The organism is Barnesiella sp. An55 (genome assembly GCF_002161555.1).
Lineage (GTDB): Bacteria > Bacteroidota > Bacteroidia > Bacteroidales > Barnesiellaceae > Barnesiella > Barnesiella merdipullorum.
This window is the reverse complement of the sequence record NZ_NFHZ01000001.1, coordinates 41,008-60,274: the sequence shown is the minus strand read 5'-3', so window position 1 is coordinate 60,274 and position 19,267 is coordinate 41,008. Positions and strand designations below refer to the sequence as shown.

General features: G+C 51.2%; 14 protein-coding genes. 8 read left to right on the top strand and 6 right to left on the bottom strand.

Annotation, left to right across the window (positions count from 1 at the left end):
• The 5 genes from B5G10_RS00235 to B5G10_RS00215 all read right to left on the bottom strand — a co-directional run bounded on the left by B5G10_RS00235 (nucleotide 1) and on the right by B5G10_RS00215 (nucleotide 6,843).
• Nucleotides 1-2,019, bottom strand: a complete 2,019-nt coding sequence (locus B5G10_RS00235; RefSeq protein ID WP_087422767.1) for an AAA family ATPase — start codon at nucleotides 2,017-2,019, stop codon at nucleotides 1-3.
• 118 nt (nucleotides 2,020-2,137) lie between these two features.
• Complete coding sequence (locus B5G10_RS00230) at nucleotides 2,138-3,769, bottom strand: hypothetical protein (protein ID WP_087422766.1); 1,632 nt, start codon at nucleotides 3,767-3,769, stop codon at nucleotides 2,138-2,140.
• Nucleotides 3,770-3,801: 32 nt separating this feature from the next.
• Nucleotides 3,802-5,238 (bottom strand): hypothetical protein, encoded by a 1,437-nt coding sequence (locus B5G10_RS00225; protein ID WP_143241014.1) that lies wholly within the window; start codon nucleotides 5,236-5,238, stop codon nucleotides 3,802-3,804.
• A 259-nt stretch (nucleotides 5,239-5,497) separates the two neighbouring features.
• The gene (locus B5G10_RS00220) at nucleotides 5,498-6,055 is read right to left on the bottom strand and encodes a DUF308 domain-containing protein (protein ID WP_087422764.1); all 558 of its coding nucleotides are present in this window, start codon (nucleotides 6,053-6,055) and stop codon (nucleotides 5,498-5,500) included.
• A 74-nt stretch (nucleotides 6,056-6,129) separates the two neighbouring features.
• A complete protein-coding gene (locus tag B5G10_RS00215) occupies nucleotides 6,130-6,843 on the bottom strand; it encodes a methyltransferase (protein ID WP_087422763.1) in 714 nt (237 codons plus the stop codon).
• Between the two features lie 236 nt (nucleotides 6,844-7,079).
• Here B5G10_RS00215 and lon point away from each other — a divergent pair, with 236 nt between their 5' ends.
• The 8 genes from lon to lpdA all read left to right on the top strand — a co-directional run bounded on the left by lon (nucleotide 7,080) and on the right by lpdA (nucleotide 17,549).
• Nucleotides 7,080-9,476, top strand: coding sequence for an endopeptidase La (lon, locus tag B5G10_RS00210; protein WP_241147694.1), 2,397 nt, complete (start codon nucleotides 7,080-7,082; stop codon nucleotides 9,474-9,476).
• A gap of 8 nt (nucleotides 9,477-9,484) precedes the next feature.
• The gene (locus tag B5G10_RS00205; protein WP_087422761.1) at nucleotides 9,485-10,549 is read left to right on the top strand and encodes a D-2-hydroxyacid dehydrogenase; all 1,065 of its coding nucleotides are present in this window, start codon (nucleotides 9,485-9,487) and stop codon (nucleotides 10,547-10,549) included.
• 261 nt (nucleotides 10,550-10,810) lie between these two features.
• Nucleotides 10,811-11,788 (top strand): lipoate--protein ligase, encoded by a 978-nt coding sequence (locus B5G10_RS00200; RefSeq protein WP_087422760.1) that lies wholly within the window; start codon nucleotides 10,811-10,813, stop codon nucleotides 11,786-11,788.
• A 28-nt stretch (nucleotides 11,789-11,816) separates the two neighbouring features.
• Nucleotides 11,817-12,911 carry a glycine cleavage system aminomethyltransferase GcvT gene (gcvT, locus tag B5G10_RS00195; RefSeq protein WP_087422759.1) on the top strand — a complete coding sequence of 365 codons (1,095 nt, stop codon included), beginning with the start codon at nucleotides 11,817-11,819 and terminating at the stop codon, nucleotides 12,909-12,911.
• A 30-nt stretch (nucleotides 12,912-12,941) separates the two neighbouring features.
• Nucleotides 12,942-13,319 carry a glycine cleavage system protein GcvH gene (gene gcvH, locus B5G10_RS00190; RefSeq protein ID WP_087422758.1) on the top strand — a complete coding sequence of 126 codons (378 nt, stop codon included), beginning with the start codon at nucleotides 12,942-12,944 and terminating at the stop codon, nucleotides 13,317-13,319.
• Nucleotides 13,320-13,334: 15 nt separating this feature from the next.
• Nucleotides 13,335-14,666: an aminomethyl-transferring glycine dehydrogenase subunit GcvPA gene (gene gcvPA, locus B5G10_RS00185; RefSeq protein ID WP_087422757.1), complete on the top strand. Its 1,332-nt coding sequence runs from the start codon at nucleotides 13,335-13,337 to the stop codon at nucleotides 14,664-14,666.
• A gap of 3 nt (nucleotides 14,667-14,669) precedes the next feature.
• A complete protein-coding gene (gene gcvPB, locus B5G10_RS00180; protein ID WP_087422756.1) occupies nucleotides 14,670-16,127 on the top strand; it encodes an aminomethyl-transferring glycine dehydrogenase subunit GcvPB in 1,458 nt (485 codons plus the stop codon).
• Between the two features lie 72 nt (nucleotides 16,128-16,199).
• Nucleotides 16,200-17,549: a dihydrolipoyl dehydrogenase gene (gene lpdA, locus B5G10_RS00175; protein WP_087422755.1), complete on the top strand. Its 1,350-nt coding sequence runs from the start codon at nucleotides 16,200-16,202 to the stop codon at nucleotides 17,547-17,549.
• A gap of 83 nt (nucleotides 17,550-17,632) precedes the next feature.
• Here the strand turns inward: lpdA and B5G10_RS00170 are convergent, their stop codons facing one another.
• Complete coding sequence (locus B5G10_RS00170; protein WP_087422754.1) at nucleotides 17,633-18,883, bottom strand: hypothetical protein; 1,251 nt, start codon at nucleotides 18,881-18,883, stop codon at nucleotides 17,633-17,635.
• Nucleotides 18,884-19,267: the final 384 nt, after the last annotated feature.

Sequence of the window (19,267 nt, the reverse complement as noted above, 5' to 3'; positions counted from 1 at the left end):
TTATGGGTTGTTCTTTTGTCGTTGTTCGCGCAGCTCCTCGGCAATAGCCCAGTGGCGGGCCGCCATATCGGGCATATCGAGTTTTATAAAGGTGTCGCCCAAGCGGTCGTGTGCCGTGGCATGACCGGGTTTTTGCTTTACGGCTTTGGCAAAATCGGAGAGTGCCGCATCATAATCGGCCTGCTTGTAGCGCAATTTGCCACGGTTATAAAGAGCCTTGAAATTGAGTGGACTCAATCGTACCGCTTCGTTGTAGCAGGCCATGGCTTCGTGTTCATCGCCTCGATCTTCGAGCGTGATACCTTTGCGCACCCAAGCATCGACCATCGTAGGATCGAGCGACAGGGCCTTGTCGAAGTTGGCCAACGCCGCCCGCACGTCTTTGGCCTTGGTGATACACTCGTTCCCCAGCAGATAGTACTCCCGGGCATACTTGCGCAGCACCGCATCTTTATCGGCCAAAGCCTGTTGCAACTCCCGGTTCTTGGCTTTCAATTGATTTATTACGCCCAACTTGCGACGTATATAGCGCTGTATCACCGGTTTCTCTATATCGTATCTCGTGTGTATCGCCTTGAAAAACGACTGCAACATGTGGTCGAAATCGCCTCGGTCAAACGCCTTTACGGTATCGGCATACAGGCGGTCGGCCTGTGCCAACTTGAGCGACTGCTCGATAAGGACCGGGTTGTTGAACTCGCGACTGAAACGAACGATATCGGGGTTGACAAAGATATCGCGATGCATGATGGGCTTCTTCAACACGATACCCTCGAGCGACTTGCATCGGCTCAACGCCACATAGGTCTGCCCGCCGGCAAAGGCCCCTCCCGTAAAATCGATGATTACCTTATTGAAGGTGAGCCCTTGACTCTTGTGCACGGTAATCGCCCACGCCAACCGGATGGGGAACTGCACGAAAGTACCCAGCACATTCTCTTCGATGGTCTTTTCTTTTTCGTTGTAGGTGTATTTGATATTTTCCCATACACAACGCTCCAGTTCATGAAGTTCGCCCGACTCGAGTACTACCTCTATCTTCTCGTCGGGAGTAATGTCCGACACGATTCCTATGGTCCCGTTCACCCAACGGCGATCGGGGTCGTTCTTGATAAACATGACCTGTGCCCCCTTCTTGAGGACCAAATCGAGCGGCGTGGGCAGACTCCCCTCGGGAAAATCGCCTTTGATTTCACCGTGAAAGGTATGCTCCTCACCCGGCAAACCGGCCAAACGGTTCTCGTTGATGTAATCGACCTGGTCGCGACGAGTGGCCAGCGTTATCGAAAAATCGTCCTTGTCGCATTCATAGTGTGGAATATAGCGACTGTTCAACAGGGTAAGCTCTTCGCGTGTGGCGGTATTGTTGCGTATCTTATCCAAGATATCTACAAACCGGGCATCCTGCTGTCGATAGACGGTCTGCAGCTCAATGGGCACCAACGTAATTTCGCGAAACACCCGGGCCGAGAAGAAATAGGCATTGGCATAGAATCGGCTGAGAATATCGCGCATATCGGCCGTAACCACAGGCTCCAACTGATACACGTCGCCCACCAGCAAGAGCTGTTTCCCGCCAAACGGCAACCGCATATTGCCCGAATAGACCCGCAGAACCCGGTCGATAAAATCGATCATATCGGCTCGCACCATCGATATCTCGTCGATGATTATCAGCTCGACCTCACGCAAGAGTTGTCGCTGCTTCTTGTTATACTTGAGCAGGTCGTAGATGCGACCACCGGTGAGACTCAAATCGGGATCGTCGGGCAACATGGGCCTGAACGGCATCTTGAAAAACGAATGTATCGTGCTGCCGCCCACATTGATAGCGGCCACGCCAGTGGGTGCCAGCACCACATGTTTCTTTTTTACATGTTCACATACATACTTCAAGAATGTCGATTTCCCCGTACCGGCTTTCCCCGTGAGAAAAACCGACTGGGAGGTATATTGCACCAGACTTAAAGCGTCTTGAAACTCTTTGTTCCCGGTATCTATTTTTCCCTGATTCTCCATTAGTCGCAATGTTTTCGGCTATTTTCAAAGGTAACGATTTCTTTTTATAAACAACGAAAGAGCGGCTCGAATTTTGAGCCGCTCTTTCTAAATCTATATATTATATACTTAACGTTGTTCAGAACTTCACCCCCATCGTCAGTACAAAAGAGTTGTTATGATCGGTAAGAGTCGATATTTGAGGCGAGATAAGCAGTGAAGGTGTATCCATTTCATTGGGATTAAGCACGGCATCCGGGTCGGGTATCGGCGAGAAGGGGAACAACTCACTGCTACGATACCGATGCACATAGGCAATATCGGCATAGATATTGGAAAAACGGTATCCCAATCCTACCGTAAAATAGTTGGTTGCCCGATCAAGCGTAAACGATGTCACGGTACCTGCGGTAGGAATCTCGTGTCCCGACCGATAGGTCGATTTCACCGGCGAGGTCTGATAGGCATATCCCAACCGGGCACTGAATTGTGGCGATATACGGAACTCACCTCCCACCTTAAAGGTGTGCATGGGCGAAACAATTTGAGGTATCTCTTGATTGGTCTTGTAGAACATGTCAATCGAATAGGGATCGTCGAACGTCATATCATCGTTGGCCGTATATTCATAATCAAAACTCAAGATACCCCCTTTGCCAAATACATAGGCTGCACTGGCAATAACACGCCAGGGCGAACGGAATTCATAGCTGTAACTACCGCTCGGCGTCTCGGCCCGATCGTTGTATGAGGTACCACTGCGATCGAAATTGTAGGCTACAGAAGCTGCATAAGTATCGGTCATTTTATAGTAATTGGGGGTATGGAAAGCCAAACCCAACCTGAAACTATTGGTCACTCTCATGATGGCCCCCACGTTGAACTTCACGCCCGAGCCATTGGTATGCAACAGATTTTGCATGAGATACCATCCGTTGGTATTGGCCGTACCAACCGTGCCATCGTCGTTGGGCATATAACCGTTGGTAAAGTTTTCGCCATATCCGCTTTGGAGGTCATAAGAAAAGTCGGTCACGGTAATACCTAACCCCCAATAGAACACATCATAAATATTACCCCCGATATTGAAGTTGTACTCGTCGATAGAACCTTTCTCACGCACAAACAAATCGCCGGTAGCCGTACTGCCGGTACCCACAATACTGTTCCACGTGTCGTTTCCTTTCGAGTTAATCAAATAAGATTGATAACCCAGCACATTCAGCCAAGGGTTGCTGTTATAGGGGTCGTAACTCGAGTTATCGTTATAAGCCAAATCATTTGTCGTATAACCATTGGACATTTGGGCAATATAGCCAGACAATGAACTGGCACCCGTAATACCCGAATAACTGGTCTTGTAGGAGCGATCAAACGACTTCTGCTTGTTATAGGCAAACCCGAAATTGACGTTTCTCAAGGCCTCCTGATTGAACCGAACGGTCCATACAAGCCCAAAGTTGTTGCAGGCAAACTTGAATTTATTATCGGTATATTTCTCACCAGCCGTATTTACCGTACTCACCTGATTTGAAAAATCGATAGTTGCCGCCACATCCGAGTTACGATACACTCCTATTCCCGCAGGGTTCTGACTCAATGTGGTAATATCGCCACCCAACGCTCCGAAAGCTCCAGCCATTCCCATATACCGGGCTGTACCCCGTATGTCTTGCTGAGAGTATTTCAAGGCATCGACTACGCCTTGACCAAAGAGCATGGAGCTGCTGCAAAGAGCAACTCCAGCCAAAGCATATTTTACAGTTTTCATATGTTTCATTCTTGAATATAATTACACCCGGTTTATCTGCGTCCACCACGGCCACCTCCACTGGAACCACGCGAGGTTGTTCCACTGCTTCGGCGCGACGAAGAGGAAGAAGGTGCCGAATAGCTGCTCGACGAGCGACGACTTGATGAACCGCTTGAGAATCCCGACGAGCGACGACTCGACGATGAACCACTCGAGAACCCCGACGAACGGCCCGATGTCGAAGAACCCCGGTTGAACGAAGAGCTGCTGCTACCTCGACGAGTAGTCCCTACGCTGCTATTGTAGCTATTTCGCGAAGAGTTGTTTGTTCCACTATTGATTGTGGTCTGTCGGCGACTCTGTGTAGTCGAGGGGACCGAAATCGAACTCGACGACGAGCTGCTGCCCCGGCGCGAAGTATTGGCACTGCCGAAACTGTAACCTCTGTTCGAACTTGAATTGGTGCTATTGCTGATCACCGTACCCCGGTTGGTACGAACCCCGTTAATCGAGCTGGTGCCATTGGAAGTCGAGGTGACACTGGTTGCAGCGCGACGTCCCGGCGTGCTCGATGCCGATGCGGTACCTACCGTTGCACGACGAACGTTGGTCGATACCGAACTGCCCGACGAAACGGCACTGCCTCCGTAGCGATTGGGCTGACGACCGTTGGGCGTGTATTGCGGACGTGAATGATTCCACCCATAATAGGGCCGATGATAGTAATAGGGCGAATAATAGTGATGATGATGATGATGGTGGAAGTAGTAAGGACTATACCACGAGTTCCATCCCCAATAGCCACCCCAGTAACCGCCCCATCCATAGTAATAGGGGCTATACCCAAACGAGAACCCCCACGGGCTGAACGACCAACGCCACGACCAGCTGGTGTAGGAATAAGGGGTCCACATATAGTCCCAGTACCAAGGATTGGTCCAGGTAGGAGTTACCCACGCATAATTGTCGGTGATATACACATTCCAGTCGTTATTGTCGAGGAAATAGATATCGGAATAATAGGGATCGCTCAACGAAACGACAAACTTGGGATTGTGGAACCGGCGTATGCGCATGGCATATTCATAATCAGAGTCGGAACCCGTAAAACCATTCAGGTAATACCCGTCGTCGCCATTCTCATCGACAATGTTATATTCGATATGATTCTCGGTCTGATTGGCAGCCACCTGCTCGAGGGTCATCTCTGACGAACCACCCCGGCGGTTGTATTCATCGACATCACGGAAGTGCTGGTCGCTCGTCATCATCAACGTCTTTTTAACGACCGTATCCTGAGCAGCAGCCTGCTGAACCTGCTGTGCAGCCTGTTGAGCAGCTTTCTCCTTCTCCTTTTTCTCCACAATGGGATTTTTATCATCGGGGTTATAATAAATATCGTCTTCAATTACATACGAGCTCGCCCTGGCAAAGCTCCCTACAAACATCGACAATATAATCAACAGGGCAAATCTTCTTATTTTCATAACCACTTCTCCTTGTTTTATTACTCTATTGAAATTATATTTTATCTATTAGACTTCTCTTTTGCACAATGGTTTAATGACCATTTTATTAATGAAACGGAAATGCCGGTAAATACTGCGCCCAATTTCCTTAAATTTCTACAAATATACTCTTTTCCTGTTTATACGGCACACTTGCAAAAGGTTTTAACTCACTTAAACAAAAAGCGCTCTCCGTGAAAAGAGAGCGCTTTGCATATACAAGATTGCGGCTGTACGACTATTTTGTTCCGGGACGTAGCGAATAGCCGAAAAGAATGAGAGTAATACCCCAATACAGGAATGCAGCCGCACACAAAAATACAATTGAAAAGGTAGCCATAAAAGGCATCGACAGGAACAGGAATCCAAGAATGAGCAACAGAATGGCATTGACAAGATAGACCCACCAGTATCTGTGCGTCGAGGTCATGTAAAAGGCCGAGGTAAGGTTGGAAACCCCTTTGTACAAGAAGATAAAGGCAAAAAAGAATGGCAGTACCGTTTCGCTGAACGAAAGGTTGCCCACCAGGATAAACCCGATGAGTATATCGATTACACCACCGGCAAGCCACCAGCCCCACCCGCGCACTTTTTGCTTCACGTTATTCGAGACAATGAGCTGCACAATCCCGAAAAGAATCAACATCCACCCCAACAGCATCGAGAGTATCTCGTAGCCCAGTGCAGGCTGCGACCAAAGCCACAATCCGCAGGGAATCATCAACAGTCCCACGACAATCAGGGCCCACCAATACTTGGTTTTGCCCCAGAAATACATAGTTGCAATATCCTTCATAATGATTGTAATTAATGTTATGGTTTACACAAATTACTACTATAACAGTCGGGATACCGCATTTGTTCCGTGTTCTACATCTTCAAATAAAAATCGTGGGTGAGCGCCACATAGTCGGGGGTATAACCGGTGCCGCGACATTCGACAGCCAAGACGTTTGTTTCCAACGGTTTGCGCTCCCTACTCCACTCCGACAGCAATCGTTTGGGTGCCCGCCCGGCAATACCCGACACATAGGTAAAGCGGGCAGGATAAAAACCATATAGCATGGCCACAAAAACAAGATGCTCCTCCAGGTCGGCCGGCGAGATAATCGACAAGCGCCCCCCGGGCAAAAGCAATGCCGAGGCTCCTTCGAAAAGGGTCTCGTAGTCGAGCGAGCCGGTATGTCGAGCCCGTTCACGCTTGCGATCGGGAGGCAACAACGACTGTACAAAATAGGGAGGGTTGGACAGAATATGATCATACAACGGATGGGAATAGCGACTATAGCAACTGCCGAAATCGGTGCCATAGACCGTTATCCGGTCACTCCATGGCGACAATCCAGCATTTTGAGCGGCATCGCATGCGGCCCCAAAGTCGAGTTCCACCGCATCGATACGAGCAGCCGAACGTTGAGCCGCCATGATGGCAATCAGCCCCGTGCCGGTGCCTACGTCGAGAATACGCGAAGCCCCCTCCAACCGGCACCAGGCCCCGAGCAAAACGCCATCGGTACCCACTCGCATAGCCGCGCGCTCCTGGTATATTGTAAACTGTTTGAATTTGAAAAAAGAGTTTGCCATATAGATTCACGGTTTACCGTGCAAAATAAACAAAAAAACATAATAATTGCGACATTGCGACCTTATTTGCGTAACTTTGGCACGCCTGTTGTAGGATTATAAAAAATAAGACAAATCGGTAAACTTTTTGTCCGTAGAGACAAGGAGTCTCTGCCAAAATGTCAATATTGAAATATACACCTAAGAATAAGAACAAATTTATGATTTGCGAAAACGACGAAAATACCCCTTCGATTATGCCTCTGTTTACCGAAATATCCGGGCAAAACGACTCGGAGTGCAAGACGTTGGACACCAAAGGTTTGCCCATTCTTGCCCTGCGCAACATGGTATTATTCCCGGGAGTAGCCATCCCGGTGAATGTGGGACGGCCCAAATCGCTGCAACTGGTCAAGGACGCACAGAACAACCATACTCCCATCGGGGTGGTTTGCCAGCGTGATGCCGCTGTGGAAGATCCGGGCCGCGACGACCTCTACGAGGTGGGCGTAATCGGCGAAATCATCAAGATACTCGAGATGCCCGACGACAGCACAACGGTAATTCTGCAAGGGAAAATGAAACGGTTCAAAATCGACGAAGTGACCGAAACATTCCCCTATATGCGTGCCAATGTGTCGCTCGAAAACGAAATACTGCCCGAGCCCAACGACAAGGAGTTCGAGGCGCTGGTATCGGCATTGAAAGACCTCACCTTCGAGTTGCTGAAGAATATCGGAGACCAGGCCAAAGAGTTGATTTTTGCCATCCGCAATATCGACAACGCCCACTATCTGATTAATTTCCTGGGAGCCAACATCCCCTTGTCGGCCGCTCAGAAACAGGAGTTGCTCTCGATCGACAACATTAAGGAGCGGCTCTTCAAACTCTACGAGATGCTCACCCAGGAGGCGCAGTTGCTGCAAATCAAGGCCGACATCCAGTCCAAGACTCGCGAAGACCTCAACCAGCAACAGCGGGAGCACTTCCTGCAACAACAGATCCGCACCATCCAGGAGGAGTTGGGCGGCAACATGCAGGACCAGGACATACAGGAGTTGCGCGAACGGGCCGAGAAAAAGAAATGGGATGCCAAGACGGCCGAAATCTTTGAGAAAGAGATGCGCAAACTCGAGCGGTTGCACCCTCAGTCGCCCGACTTCTCGGTACAATATACCTACCTCGACACGCTGCTCGAGTTGCCGTGGAACGAATACACGCAGGACAACTTCAACCTGAACCATGTGCAAAAGCAACTCGACAAAGATCACTACGGTCTTGACAAAGTGAAAGAGCGTATTATCGAACACCTGGCCGTGCTGAAGTTGCGGGGGGATATGAAGTCGCCCATCATCTGCCTCTACGGTCCCCCGGGTGTAGGTAAAACCTCGCTGGGCAAATCGATTGCCGAGGCTCTGAACCGCAAGTACATACGTGTTTCATTGGGCGGCTTGCACGACGAAGCCGAAATCAGAGGACACCGTCGCACCTACATCGGCGCCATGCCGGGACGTATCATCCAGGGACTCATCAAGGCAAAGAGTTCCAACCCGGTATTCGTGCTCGACGAAATCGACAAGATAGGTAACGACTTCAAGGGCGACCCGGCTTCGGCTTTGCTCGAAGTACTCGACCCCGAGCAAAACAATGCCTTCCACGACAACTATATCGACATCGATTACGACCTGTCGAAGATTCTGTTCATCGCCACGGCCAACAACCTCAACACCATATCGCAACCCCTGCTCGACCGTATGGAGCTGATTGACATCAGCGGTTACATACTCGAAGAGAAGGTAGAGATTGGTCGTCGCCACCTGGTGCCCAAACAGCTCGAAAATCACGGGTTGAAAGAGGGCGACGTGGTCATTTCCAAGAAAGTGATGGCGGCTATCGTCGATCAATACACCCGCGAGTCGGGCGTGCGCGAACTCGACAAGAAGATTGCCCGCATCATGCGCAAGATTGCCCGCATGAAAGCATCGGGCAAGGAATACAATCCCCACATTACCCTCGACGATCTGCACGAGTATCTGGGAGCCCAAGAGTATAACCGCGACAAATACGAGAACAACGACTATGCCGGCGTAGTTACCGGCCTGGCGTGGACGGCTGTTGGCGGCGAGATACTCTTTGTCGAATCGAGCCTGAGCAAATCGAAGGGCGAGAAGCTCACCCTCACCGGCAACTTGGGCGACGTGATGAAAGAGTCGGCCATCATCGCCTTGCAATACATCAAGTCGCATGCCTCGCTGCTGGGTATCAACGAAGACGTATTCGACAAATGGGCCGTGCACATCCATGTACCCGAAGGTGCCATCCCCAAAGACGGACCCTCGGCCGGTATTACCATGGTCACCTCGCTGGCTTCGACCTTCACGCAACGCAAGGTGAAAGACCACTTGGCCATGACTGGCGAAATCACTCTGCGGGGCAAAGTGCTGCCCGTGGGCGGTATCAAAGAGAAGATACTGGCTGCCAAACGTGCAGGCATACGCGATATTATCCTCTCGGAAGAGAACCGCAAAGATATCGAAGAGATTAAAGATACCTACTTGAAAGGACTCACCTTCCACTATGTCAAGAATATCGAAGACGTGTTGAAGATTGCCCTCACCGACGAAAAGGTAAAAAATGCCATAGAGATAAAATAAGCATACAAATGAAAGAGTGGAAAATTACCGAAGGCTATAAAGTAAAAGAGGGTGAAGTCTCTTGGGAAGAGCTGAAACGAACGACCGAAAAAGCCACCGAAGAGCATCGCCAGGCACACCGCATTGTGACCCTCGACGGGTACGGTCTGAACCCCGGCGACCTGTCATGGGAGGGAATCGAGCGTTTGGGCAAGCTCACCGTCTATGACCGCACCGCCGTTGATGAAATCGTAGAGCGGGCTGCCGGTGCCGGCATTGTGCTCACCAACAAGACTCCGCTCAGTGCCGCCACGCTGGACCAGCTGCCGCAATTGCGTTACATCGGAGTATTGGCAACAGGATACAACATTGTCGATATCGAGGCTGCCAAAGAGCGGGGTATCGTAGTGACCAACATCCCCTCATACAGCACCAATTCGGTAGCACAAATGGTATTTGCCCACCTGCTCAACATAGCCAGCGATGTGGCCACCCACTCACAAAGCGTAAAGGCCGGTGAGTGGGCCCGCTGCAAAGACTTCTGCTACCTGAAGAGCCCGGTATTCGAACTGGCCGGTAAGACCATCGGCATCGTAGGATTCGGACACATTGGCAGTGCCGTGGCCCGCATTGCCCATGCCTTTGGCATGAAGGTACTGGCCAAAACCTCCAAGAGCCGCGAAGAGCTGCCCGACTATGTCTCGCCTGTCACTTGGGAGTCTCTGTTGGCCGAGAGTGACGTCATCACTCTGCACTGTCCCCTCACCGACTCGACCCGCAACCTGATTAATGCCGACTCCATTGCCCGCATGAAACCGACGGCCATCGTCATCAACACGGGACGCGGCCCGCTCGTCAACGAGCACGACCTGGCCGAAGCCCTGAACAACGGACGCATCAAAGCTGCCGGAGTCGATGTGTTGTCGCAGGAACCGCCGCGGCCCGACAACCCGCTCGTCGCCGCCCGCAACTGCTACATCACCCCGCACATCGCCTGGGCCACCCTCGAAGCGCGCGAACGACTGATGCAGATTGCCGCCGACAACATACGCCAATATATCGATGGGAACATTATCAATCAAGTGAATCGCTAATCGGTCCTCGAACAACATAAAAAGCCTGCTTGCTCACCCCGCGTGAGATGCGGGCTTTTTACATATTTACCCAACCATACTCACAGGCCAACAGAGCCAAACCGCCACACACCCACAAGACTACCGCTGCTCACCCTGTACAATTTGAAAGCATCAAAACCGGGACAACAAGAAAATTCGAGAAATTTTCGGGACAATCTATCGTCCTTTACAAAAGAATATATAAATTTGTAAGGTATATTTACTGTTGACCTGATACCTATGAGATATATCGCCCTGCCGGACTCGACAGTCCGCCGCCTATCGTTTTATCTGGCTATGGAAGAATACATAGCCCGCACGCGAAGCGGTGAAGATTGCTTCTTCATGTGGCAGGTAAACCCCACCGTTATTTTTGGCCGTAATCAGTTGATGGAAAATGAAATCAACATGGACTACGTTCGCTCACACGGTATCGAATACTATCGGCGCAAATCGGGCGGAGGATGTGTCTATGCCGATTTCAGCAACATCATGTTCTCCTACATTACCGACGACTTCAACGTAAGTTTCACCTTCGACCGCTACCTGCAACTCATCGCCCGCACGCTGAACAAACTGGGCGTGCAGGCCATGGCTTCGGGACGGAACGACATCACGGTCGAGGGCAAGAAGGTATCGGGCAACGCCTTCTACCGCGTGGGGGGCCGCAGTATCGTACACGGCACCATGCTCTTCGATACCGACCTCGAGAATCTGGTACTCTCCATCACCCCCAGCAACGAGAAACTCATTACCAAAGGAGTAGAATCGGTGCGCAAGCGCGTGACCAACCTCAAGGAGTATCTCGACATCGACATCGAGGAATTCAAGCGCTTCATGCGCACATCGCTCTGCGACAGTGAAGAGTGCCTCACCCCCGACGACATCGACCGCATCGGCGAAATCGAAAAAGAGTATCTCAAGGAAGAGTGGATCCTGGGCAACAACCCGCGCTATACGCTGGTGCGCCGGGGCTACGGCTCGGCCGGCGAGATAGAGGCCCGCATCGAAATCAAAAACGGTATCGTCAAGACTCTGAATCTCATGGGCGACTATTTTCCGGTGGGCGAAATCGACGAGTTTCTCAATCGGTTCCGCGACGTGCCCTTCACCCGCGAAGCTTTCGACCGTGTACTCGACGAAACTCCCATCGAACATTACATTCACCGGCTCGACCGGGCCGCCTTCACCGATATTCTGTTCAACGATCATACATAGATTTTATCATAAAAAACACCAGTTGACTATGGAAGATATCTTAAAAACCTGTCTGCACCAGAAGCATCTCGACCTAGGTGCCAAGATGATGCCTTTCGGCGGATTCGATATGCCTATTGAATATACCTCGATTATCGAGGAACACAATGCCGTGCGTCATGCCGCCGGTATATTCGACGTGTCGCACATGGGCGAAATACTCATTACCGGGCCCGACAGCGAGCGTTACATCAACTACATTTTCACCAACAACATACGGGGTGCCGAGCCGGGGAAAATCTTCTACGGCATGCTGCTCTACCCCGACGGTGGCACCGTCGATGACCTGCTGGTCTATAAGATGGGCGAAGAGCGATTCTTCCTGGTGGTAAATGCCTCGAACATAGCCAAAGACTACCAGTGGATTGTCGAGCACAGCGCCGGCTATAACCTCAACATCGAAAACCAGTCGGACTACTACGGCGAGGTAGCCGTGCAGGGTCCCCGGGCCGAGGCTTGTATCGAAGAGCTGCTTCACCTCGAGGTAAAGGATTTGCAATTCTACACCTGCAAGGAGATCGAGTGCGACGGCGAGACCATCATCGTATCGCGCACGGGATATACCGGTGAAGACGGTTTCGAGATTTATGGCAGCCATGCCTTCATCAACCGGGTATGGGATGTGCTGGTAGGTTCGAAACAGGTGCTTCCCTGCGGACTGGGCTGCCGCGACACGCTGCGGTTCGAGGTAGGTTTGCCGCTCTATGGCCACGAACTCGAAAAAGACATCACCCCTATCGAAGCCGGTTTGGGTATGTTTGTCAAACTCGATAAAGACGATTTCATCGGAAAAGAGGCTATTGCCCGACAGAAAGCCGAAGGGGCCAAACGCAAAATCGTGGGTATCGAACTGGCCGACAAAGCCATCCCCCGCAGCGGCTACGAAGTGTATGCCGACGGTAAAGTGATAGGCCATGTAACTACCGGCTACAACTCGATATCGACCGGCAAGAGCGTGTGCATGGCTCTCATCGACAGTGCCTATGCCGCACTGGGTACCGAAGTAGAGATTCACATCCGCAAGAAATTCTTCAAGGGAACGGTTGTTAAAAAGCGCTTCTACGAAAAGAACTATAAAAAATGATTTATTGACAAACCTAAAAATAACAAGATTATGAGTACAGTATTGGACGGACTTTATTATTCCGAATCACACGAGTGGTTAAAAGTTGAAGGCGAATTCGGTTATATCGGTATCACCGACTATGCCCAACATCAACTGGGTAGCGTTGTATATGTCGATCTGCCCGAAGTGGACGATGAACTGAACCAAGGCGAAGAGTTCGGAGCCGTCGAGAGCGTAAAAGCCGCCAGCGACCTTCTGTCGCCCATCAGCGGAACAGTCGTGGAGATTAACGAAGCCCTGGAAGACAAACCCGAACTGTTGAACGAAGACGCTTTCAACAACTGGATTTGCAAAGTAAAGATAAGCGACCCCGAAGAGTTGAAAAACCTCATGGACGCCGAGGCTTATAAAGCAATTTGCGAATAACCGACGAAGGAGGATATCATGTACAAGTATTTCCCGCATACCGAATCGGATATCGCCGAGATGCTGGAACGGATAGGTGTATCGTCGCTCGACGACCTTTACGCCGAAATTCCCGAAAGCATCCGCTTCGACAAAGATTACAACTTGAGAAAATCGATGTCGGAAGACGAGGTACGAAGCTATTTCAAGGAGTTGGGCAGCCTGAACCACCCGCTCACCGTCTTTGCCGGCGGCGGAGCCTATGACCACTATGCCCCGTCGGTCGTAGGACAACTCATCGCCCGCTCGGAGTACCTCACCGCCTATACCCCCTACCAACCCGAAATCTCGCAAGGTACCCTGCAATACATCTTTGAGTTCCAGAGCATGATGTGCGAACTCACCGGCATGGAGTGCTGCAACGCCTCGATGTACGACGGTGCCACCGCTACGGCCGAAGCCATGCTCATGGCCGTGGCTCATGCCAAGAAGCGCAACAAAGTGCTTGTGTCGCGCACCTTGAGCGAGCGGGTGATTGCCGTTGTCGAGACCTATGCCCGGTTCCACGGCGTGACACTCGAGTTCATCCCCGAAAAAGAGGGTGTCACCGACAAGGCCGCCATGGAGCAGATGATCGAGGCCAACGATGTGGCCGGCGTAATCGTGAGCTCGCCCAACCGCTACGGCATTATCGAAGACTACACCGGTTTTGCCGACAGCCTGCACGCCCACAAGACCCTCTTCATCGTCTATGCCGACCCCTCGGCATTGGCCGTACTGAAGACGCCCGGCGAATGGGGTGCCGACATTGCCTGCGGCGACGGTCAGTCGCTGGGTATGCCGCTCAATTTCGGCGGTCCCTATGTAGGTTATCTGGCTTCAACCCACGACCTGATGCGCAAGTTGCCCGGCCGTATCGTAGGCGCCACGAAAGATGTCGATGGCAAACGGGCCTTCGTGCTCACGCTGCAAGCCCGCGAGCAACACATACGCCGCCAGAAGGCCAACAGCAACATCTGTTCCAACCAGTCGCTCATGGCACTGTATGTAACCATCTATATGGCCCTCATGGGTAAACGGGGCATGCAAGAGGTCAACGAGAAATCCTATGCCGGTGCCCACTATCTGTGCGACAAACTGCTGGCAACAGGCAAATTCTCGCTCTGCTTCGACAAACCCTTCCTGAAGGAGTTTGCCGTGCGCACCACCCTCAACCGCGAACAGCTGATGAAACATCTCGAGGCGAAAGGCTTCCTGGCCGGTATCCCCGTCGAGGGAACCAACGATGCAATTCTGTTCTGCGTGACCGAGAAACGCACCCGCGAAGAGATTGACAATTTGGTTTCACTAATCGAACAGGAGGGATAAGCCATGAAATATTACAACAAACTGATATTCGAAATTTCAAAACCGGGACGTGTAGGCTACTCCCTGCCCCAATCCGATTTCGGCAACTATTCGCTGGCCGACCTTCCCCAATCGCTCAAGCGGGAGACTCCGGCCGAATTGCCCGAGGTGAGCGAACTCGATGTGGTGCGCCACTATACCAACGTGTCCAACAAAAATTTCGGTGTCGAGACCGGCTTCTATCCGCTGGGCTCCTGCACCATGAAGTATAACCCCAAAATCAACGAAGAGATGGCGGCTCTGCCGGCCTTCACCTCGCTGCACCCGCGGCAGAGCGAAGAGTCGGTACAGGGTGCCCTGCGACTCTACTACGAGTTGGCTCATGCTCTGGCCGAGATTTCGGGTCTGGCCGAATTCACGCTCAACCCCTTTGCCGGAGCTCACGGCGAGTTGACCGGTCTGATGCTCATGCGCCAGTACCACATCAAACGGGGTGACTTGAAACGCACCAAGGTCATCGTACCCGACAGTGCCCACGGTACCAATCCCGCCAGTGCGGCCGTGTGCGGCCTCGAGATTGTCGAGGTTCCCTCTACCCCCGAAGGTACCATCGATGTGACCAAACTCGAACCGCTGCTCGACGATACTATTGCCGGTATCATGATGACCAACCCCAATACGCTGGGTATCTTTGAAAAAGAGATTCCCCAGATTGCCAAGCTGGTACACGGTTGCGGTGGTCTGCTCTACTACGACGGAGCCAACCTCAACCCGCTGCTGGGTCGTTGCCGTCCCGGCGATATGGGATTCGACATCATGCACATCAATCTGCACAAGACCTTCTCGACGCCTCACGGTGGCGGCGGTCCCGGTAGCGGCCCCGTAGGTGTGGCAGCCGCACTGGTCGATTATCTGCCCCGTCCACACGTGGTGAAACACGGCGACCGTTATGCGGTCGAAGGTAGTGACGACAGCCTGGGCAGCGTGTCGGGATTCTTCGGCAACTTCGGGGTGATGATGCGGGCCTATGCCTATATCCTCTCCCTGGGTAAAGAGAACCTCAAACACGCCGGAGAGCTGGCTACACTCAACGCCAACTATGTGAAGGAATCGCTCAAGGATTGCTACTACCTCCCTATCGAGGGAATCTGCAAACACGAGTTCGTATTCGACGGCTTGCTCGATAAATCGACTGGCGTCACTACGCTCGACGTAGCCAAACGCCTGCTCGACTATGGATACCATGCACCTACCATCTACTTCCCGCTGCTGTTCCATCAGTCGATCATGATCGAGCCTACCGAGACCGAGTCGAAAGAGACGCTCGACGAGTTTATCGAAGCCATGCGCACCGTGGCCCGCGAAGCCATCGACGACCCCGAAATGGTCAAGAGCGCACCGCATGTGACTCCCGTACGCCGCCTCGACGAAACGACCGCAGCCAAGAATCCTATCTTGCGCTACAAAGATTTGAATTATTAAAACCTCACCTTTACGGAGACAGGGAAGGCGCATGGCGTCTTCCCCTGCTCCGTTTTTTTATTTCCTATACACATGAACAGCGATATTATCATCATAGGAGCTGGCCCTGGCGGATATGAAACGGCCCTCTATGCGGCCAAAAAGGGATTGAGTGTCATCCTGTTTGAAGAACGCCGAGCCGGAGGCACCTGCCTGCAAGAGGGATGCATCCCCACCAAATGTTTCTGCCGCAGTGCCGAGGTGGCCGACACCATCGCCCACTGCGAAGCGATGGGCATAAGCACTGCCACCCCTACCATAGACATGGCACGTGTCGTAGCCCGCAAGAACGAAGTGGTGGGCCAACTCACCGCCGGCATCGAGTTCCTGCTGAAACACAAACTCATCACCTACCTGCCCGAGCGGGCCGAACTGATTGACGCCCACACCGTAAAAAGCGCCTCGGGCGAGACCTACACGGCCCGGCACATACTCATTGCCACCGGCTCGACGGCCAAGATTCCGCCCATCGCGGGGAGTAACCTGCCCGGGGTAGTCACCTCAACCCAACTGCTCGACATCGACCATATCCCCTCGCGACTCTGCATCATAGGGGCCGGAGTCATCGGACTCGAGTTTGCCTCTATCTTCCGCAGCTTCGGCAGCACGGTCACCATGCTCGAATTTGCCAAAGAGATACTGCCCAACTTCGACACCGACATCAGCAAACGACTGAAACAGGTACTCGCCAAGCGGGGCATCGAATTTTTCAACCAGGCCGGGGTAAACTCTATCGAGTCGAACGGCTCGGGGATGACCATACACTACACCTGGAAAAACCAGGAGCACACGGTCGAAGCCGACACCGTATTGATTGCTACCGGCCGAGCACCTCGAGTCGAAGGGCTTGGACTCGACACCGTGGGCATACACTACTCGCCTAAAGGTATCGAGACCGACGACAACCTGCAGACCAATGTGCCCGACGTCTATGCCATAGGCGATGTGAACGGCCGCTGCATGCTGGCCCATGCCGCATCGTTCCAGGGTCGCAAGGTTATCGACCACCTGCTGGGAGAAGAAAGCCATATCGACCTCAATATCATACCCTCGGCCGTATTCACCCACCCCGAAGCCGGGATGGTGGGACTCACCGAAGAGGAGTGCAAACAGCGGGGCATCGCCTTCACGGCCAAGAAGTCGCTCTTCCGGGCCAACGGCAAGGCGGTGAGCATGGGCGAACCCGACGGCTTGTGCAAACTCATTGCCGACGAAAACGGCAGCATCATCGGCGGCCATATCTTCGGGGCTCACGCCGCCGACCTGGTGCAGGAGATTTCGGCCCTGATGAACCGCGCTACTACCGTAGCCCAGTTGAAAGAGATGGTACACGCACACCCCACCCTCTCGGAGGTACTGCAAGAGTGTGCCCGTGAGTTTTAAGGGAATCCTTCTTTCTCCATTACACAAAAAGGGGCTGCATCCTGTCGATGCAGCCCCTCGTCTTATTGATTTCTATTAAAAGATTATTTCATCACTTTGGCTACCGTGTTACCGGCTTTTACAATGTAGGCACCGGCAGCGGGCAAGGCGATTTCATTCTCACCTTCCACACCCTCAACACTCATAACCAATACACCGGCCATATTGTAAACAGCGATTGTAGCCGGTTTTTCAAGAACAACATGCAGATTGTCGTGTACGAAAATCTTGTCATTGCTAACTTGTACACCTTCTACACCACTTTGGCCATCTACATCAATCAAATTTGAAACATTGGAAGCATCGGTAACTTGACCTGTGGTCATATTGACATTCAAGGCAAATACACCATAGAAGAAATTATCAGTTACGCCTTCGGACATTACATCTCTCTCCATCGTAAATACCTGAGCCGATGTACCCGTGGTCGTGGCATAATCATGGAAAGCCGTAAACTCAAGACCGGGAGCAAGAGTTTGTGATACAACGAATCCATTAACCTTTATATCACCTGTATTCTCCGAAGCCATCGTATATAAGAAAAATCCCGATTCTTCAGTCAACGGAAGATCTGGAACCGAATAACTTCCTTTCAACCCGCCATCGCCCAAAGTCAGGGCTCCCAAAGCATAAGCTTTGCTTGAACCATTTTCATCATAATAATACCCTATATAAACCTTATCACCGGTCGTACCCTCTACACTGAGACTGAAATGGATAGACCCGGTTTCACCACCAGCTCTCAAATCCAACGGGGGAGTATCCAACTCGCAACCCTCTGCAGCTGCGGCAGGGAGAATAACAGACTGATCGCCCAACTTACCATCGATCAATACCCACTGAGAACGGTAGGTACTACCATTAAGATAGTTGGTAATCGACTCATCGCTTGCCTTTGCAAAATAGAAATCTTCATACAAAGCACAATATTCAACCGAATCGGTAGCCGTAGTAAATGTTCTATATGTATCTACTTCGTAATAATTAGCTTCCGACACTGCATTCCAGTTAGCTACAAAATAAGAAGCGGTTACATTTGTTGCAGGGAGAGCTTCAGGCGCCGTCAAAGCAGCGACTTGTGCCGGTTTTTTGGCAATACGTTTTTGATTCTCCTTAACAAAATCAAATTTGGTTTCAACAGTACCCGGTAAAGTTCTGCTCAACGAGGATTTCTCAATCTTCTCGATGGCTACTTGTTTAACCGGAGTCAAGCGATTCATCGGTTCAAATGTACGGGCAAAGCCGACATTTACACACAAGGCCGTAGCGGCCAAGACAAAAGTAAATTTTTTCATACCATTTTTTTTAGTTACTACTTTGGGTTCAAAAATGTTTATACAAATGTAATAATATTTTGAAGAATATAAACAGTTTTCCAAAAAGAATATAGAAAAAACTTCATTTTGAAAATATCATACAGATTATAAAAAGCCCTATCTCAGGGACCAAAGAGTGAGTAACAAGATGAAACACAAAGATATATCACACCTGATTTATTTCAAGAGTTATGTAGAATACACCCGACTCCACGTTCCACACGGCAAAACAGACATCTCGATGAGCCAAAATGGCAACTCAAAAGGAAATCAACTGAATTTAAAAAAGGAAAGGTTGTCTCACGACAACCAATCTTCATTAACCTTAAATCTAATACTATGAAAAACACATGACAAAGATAT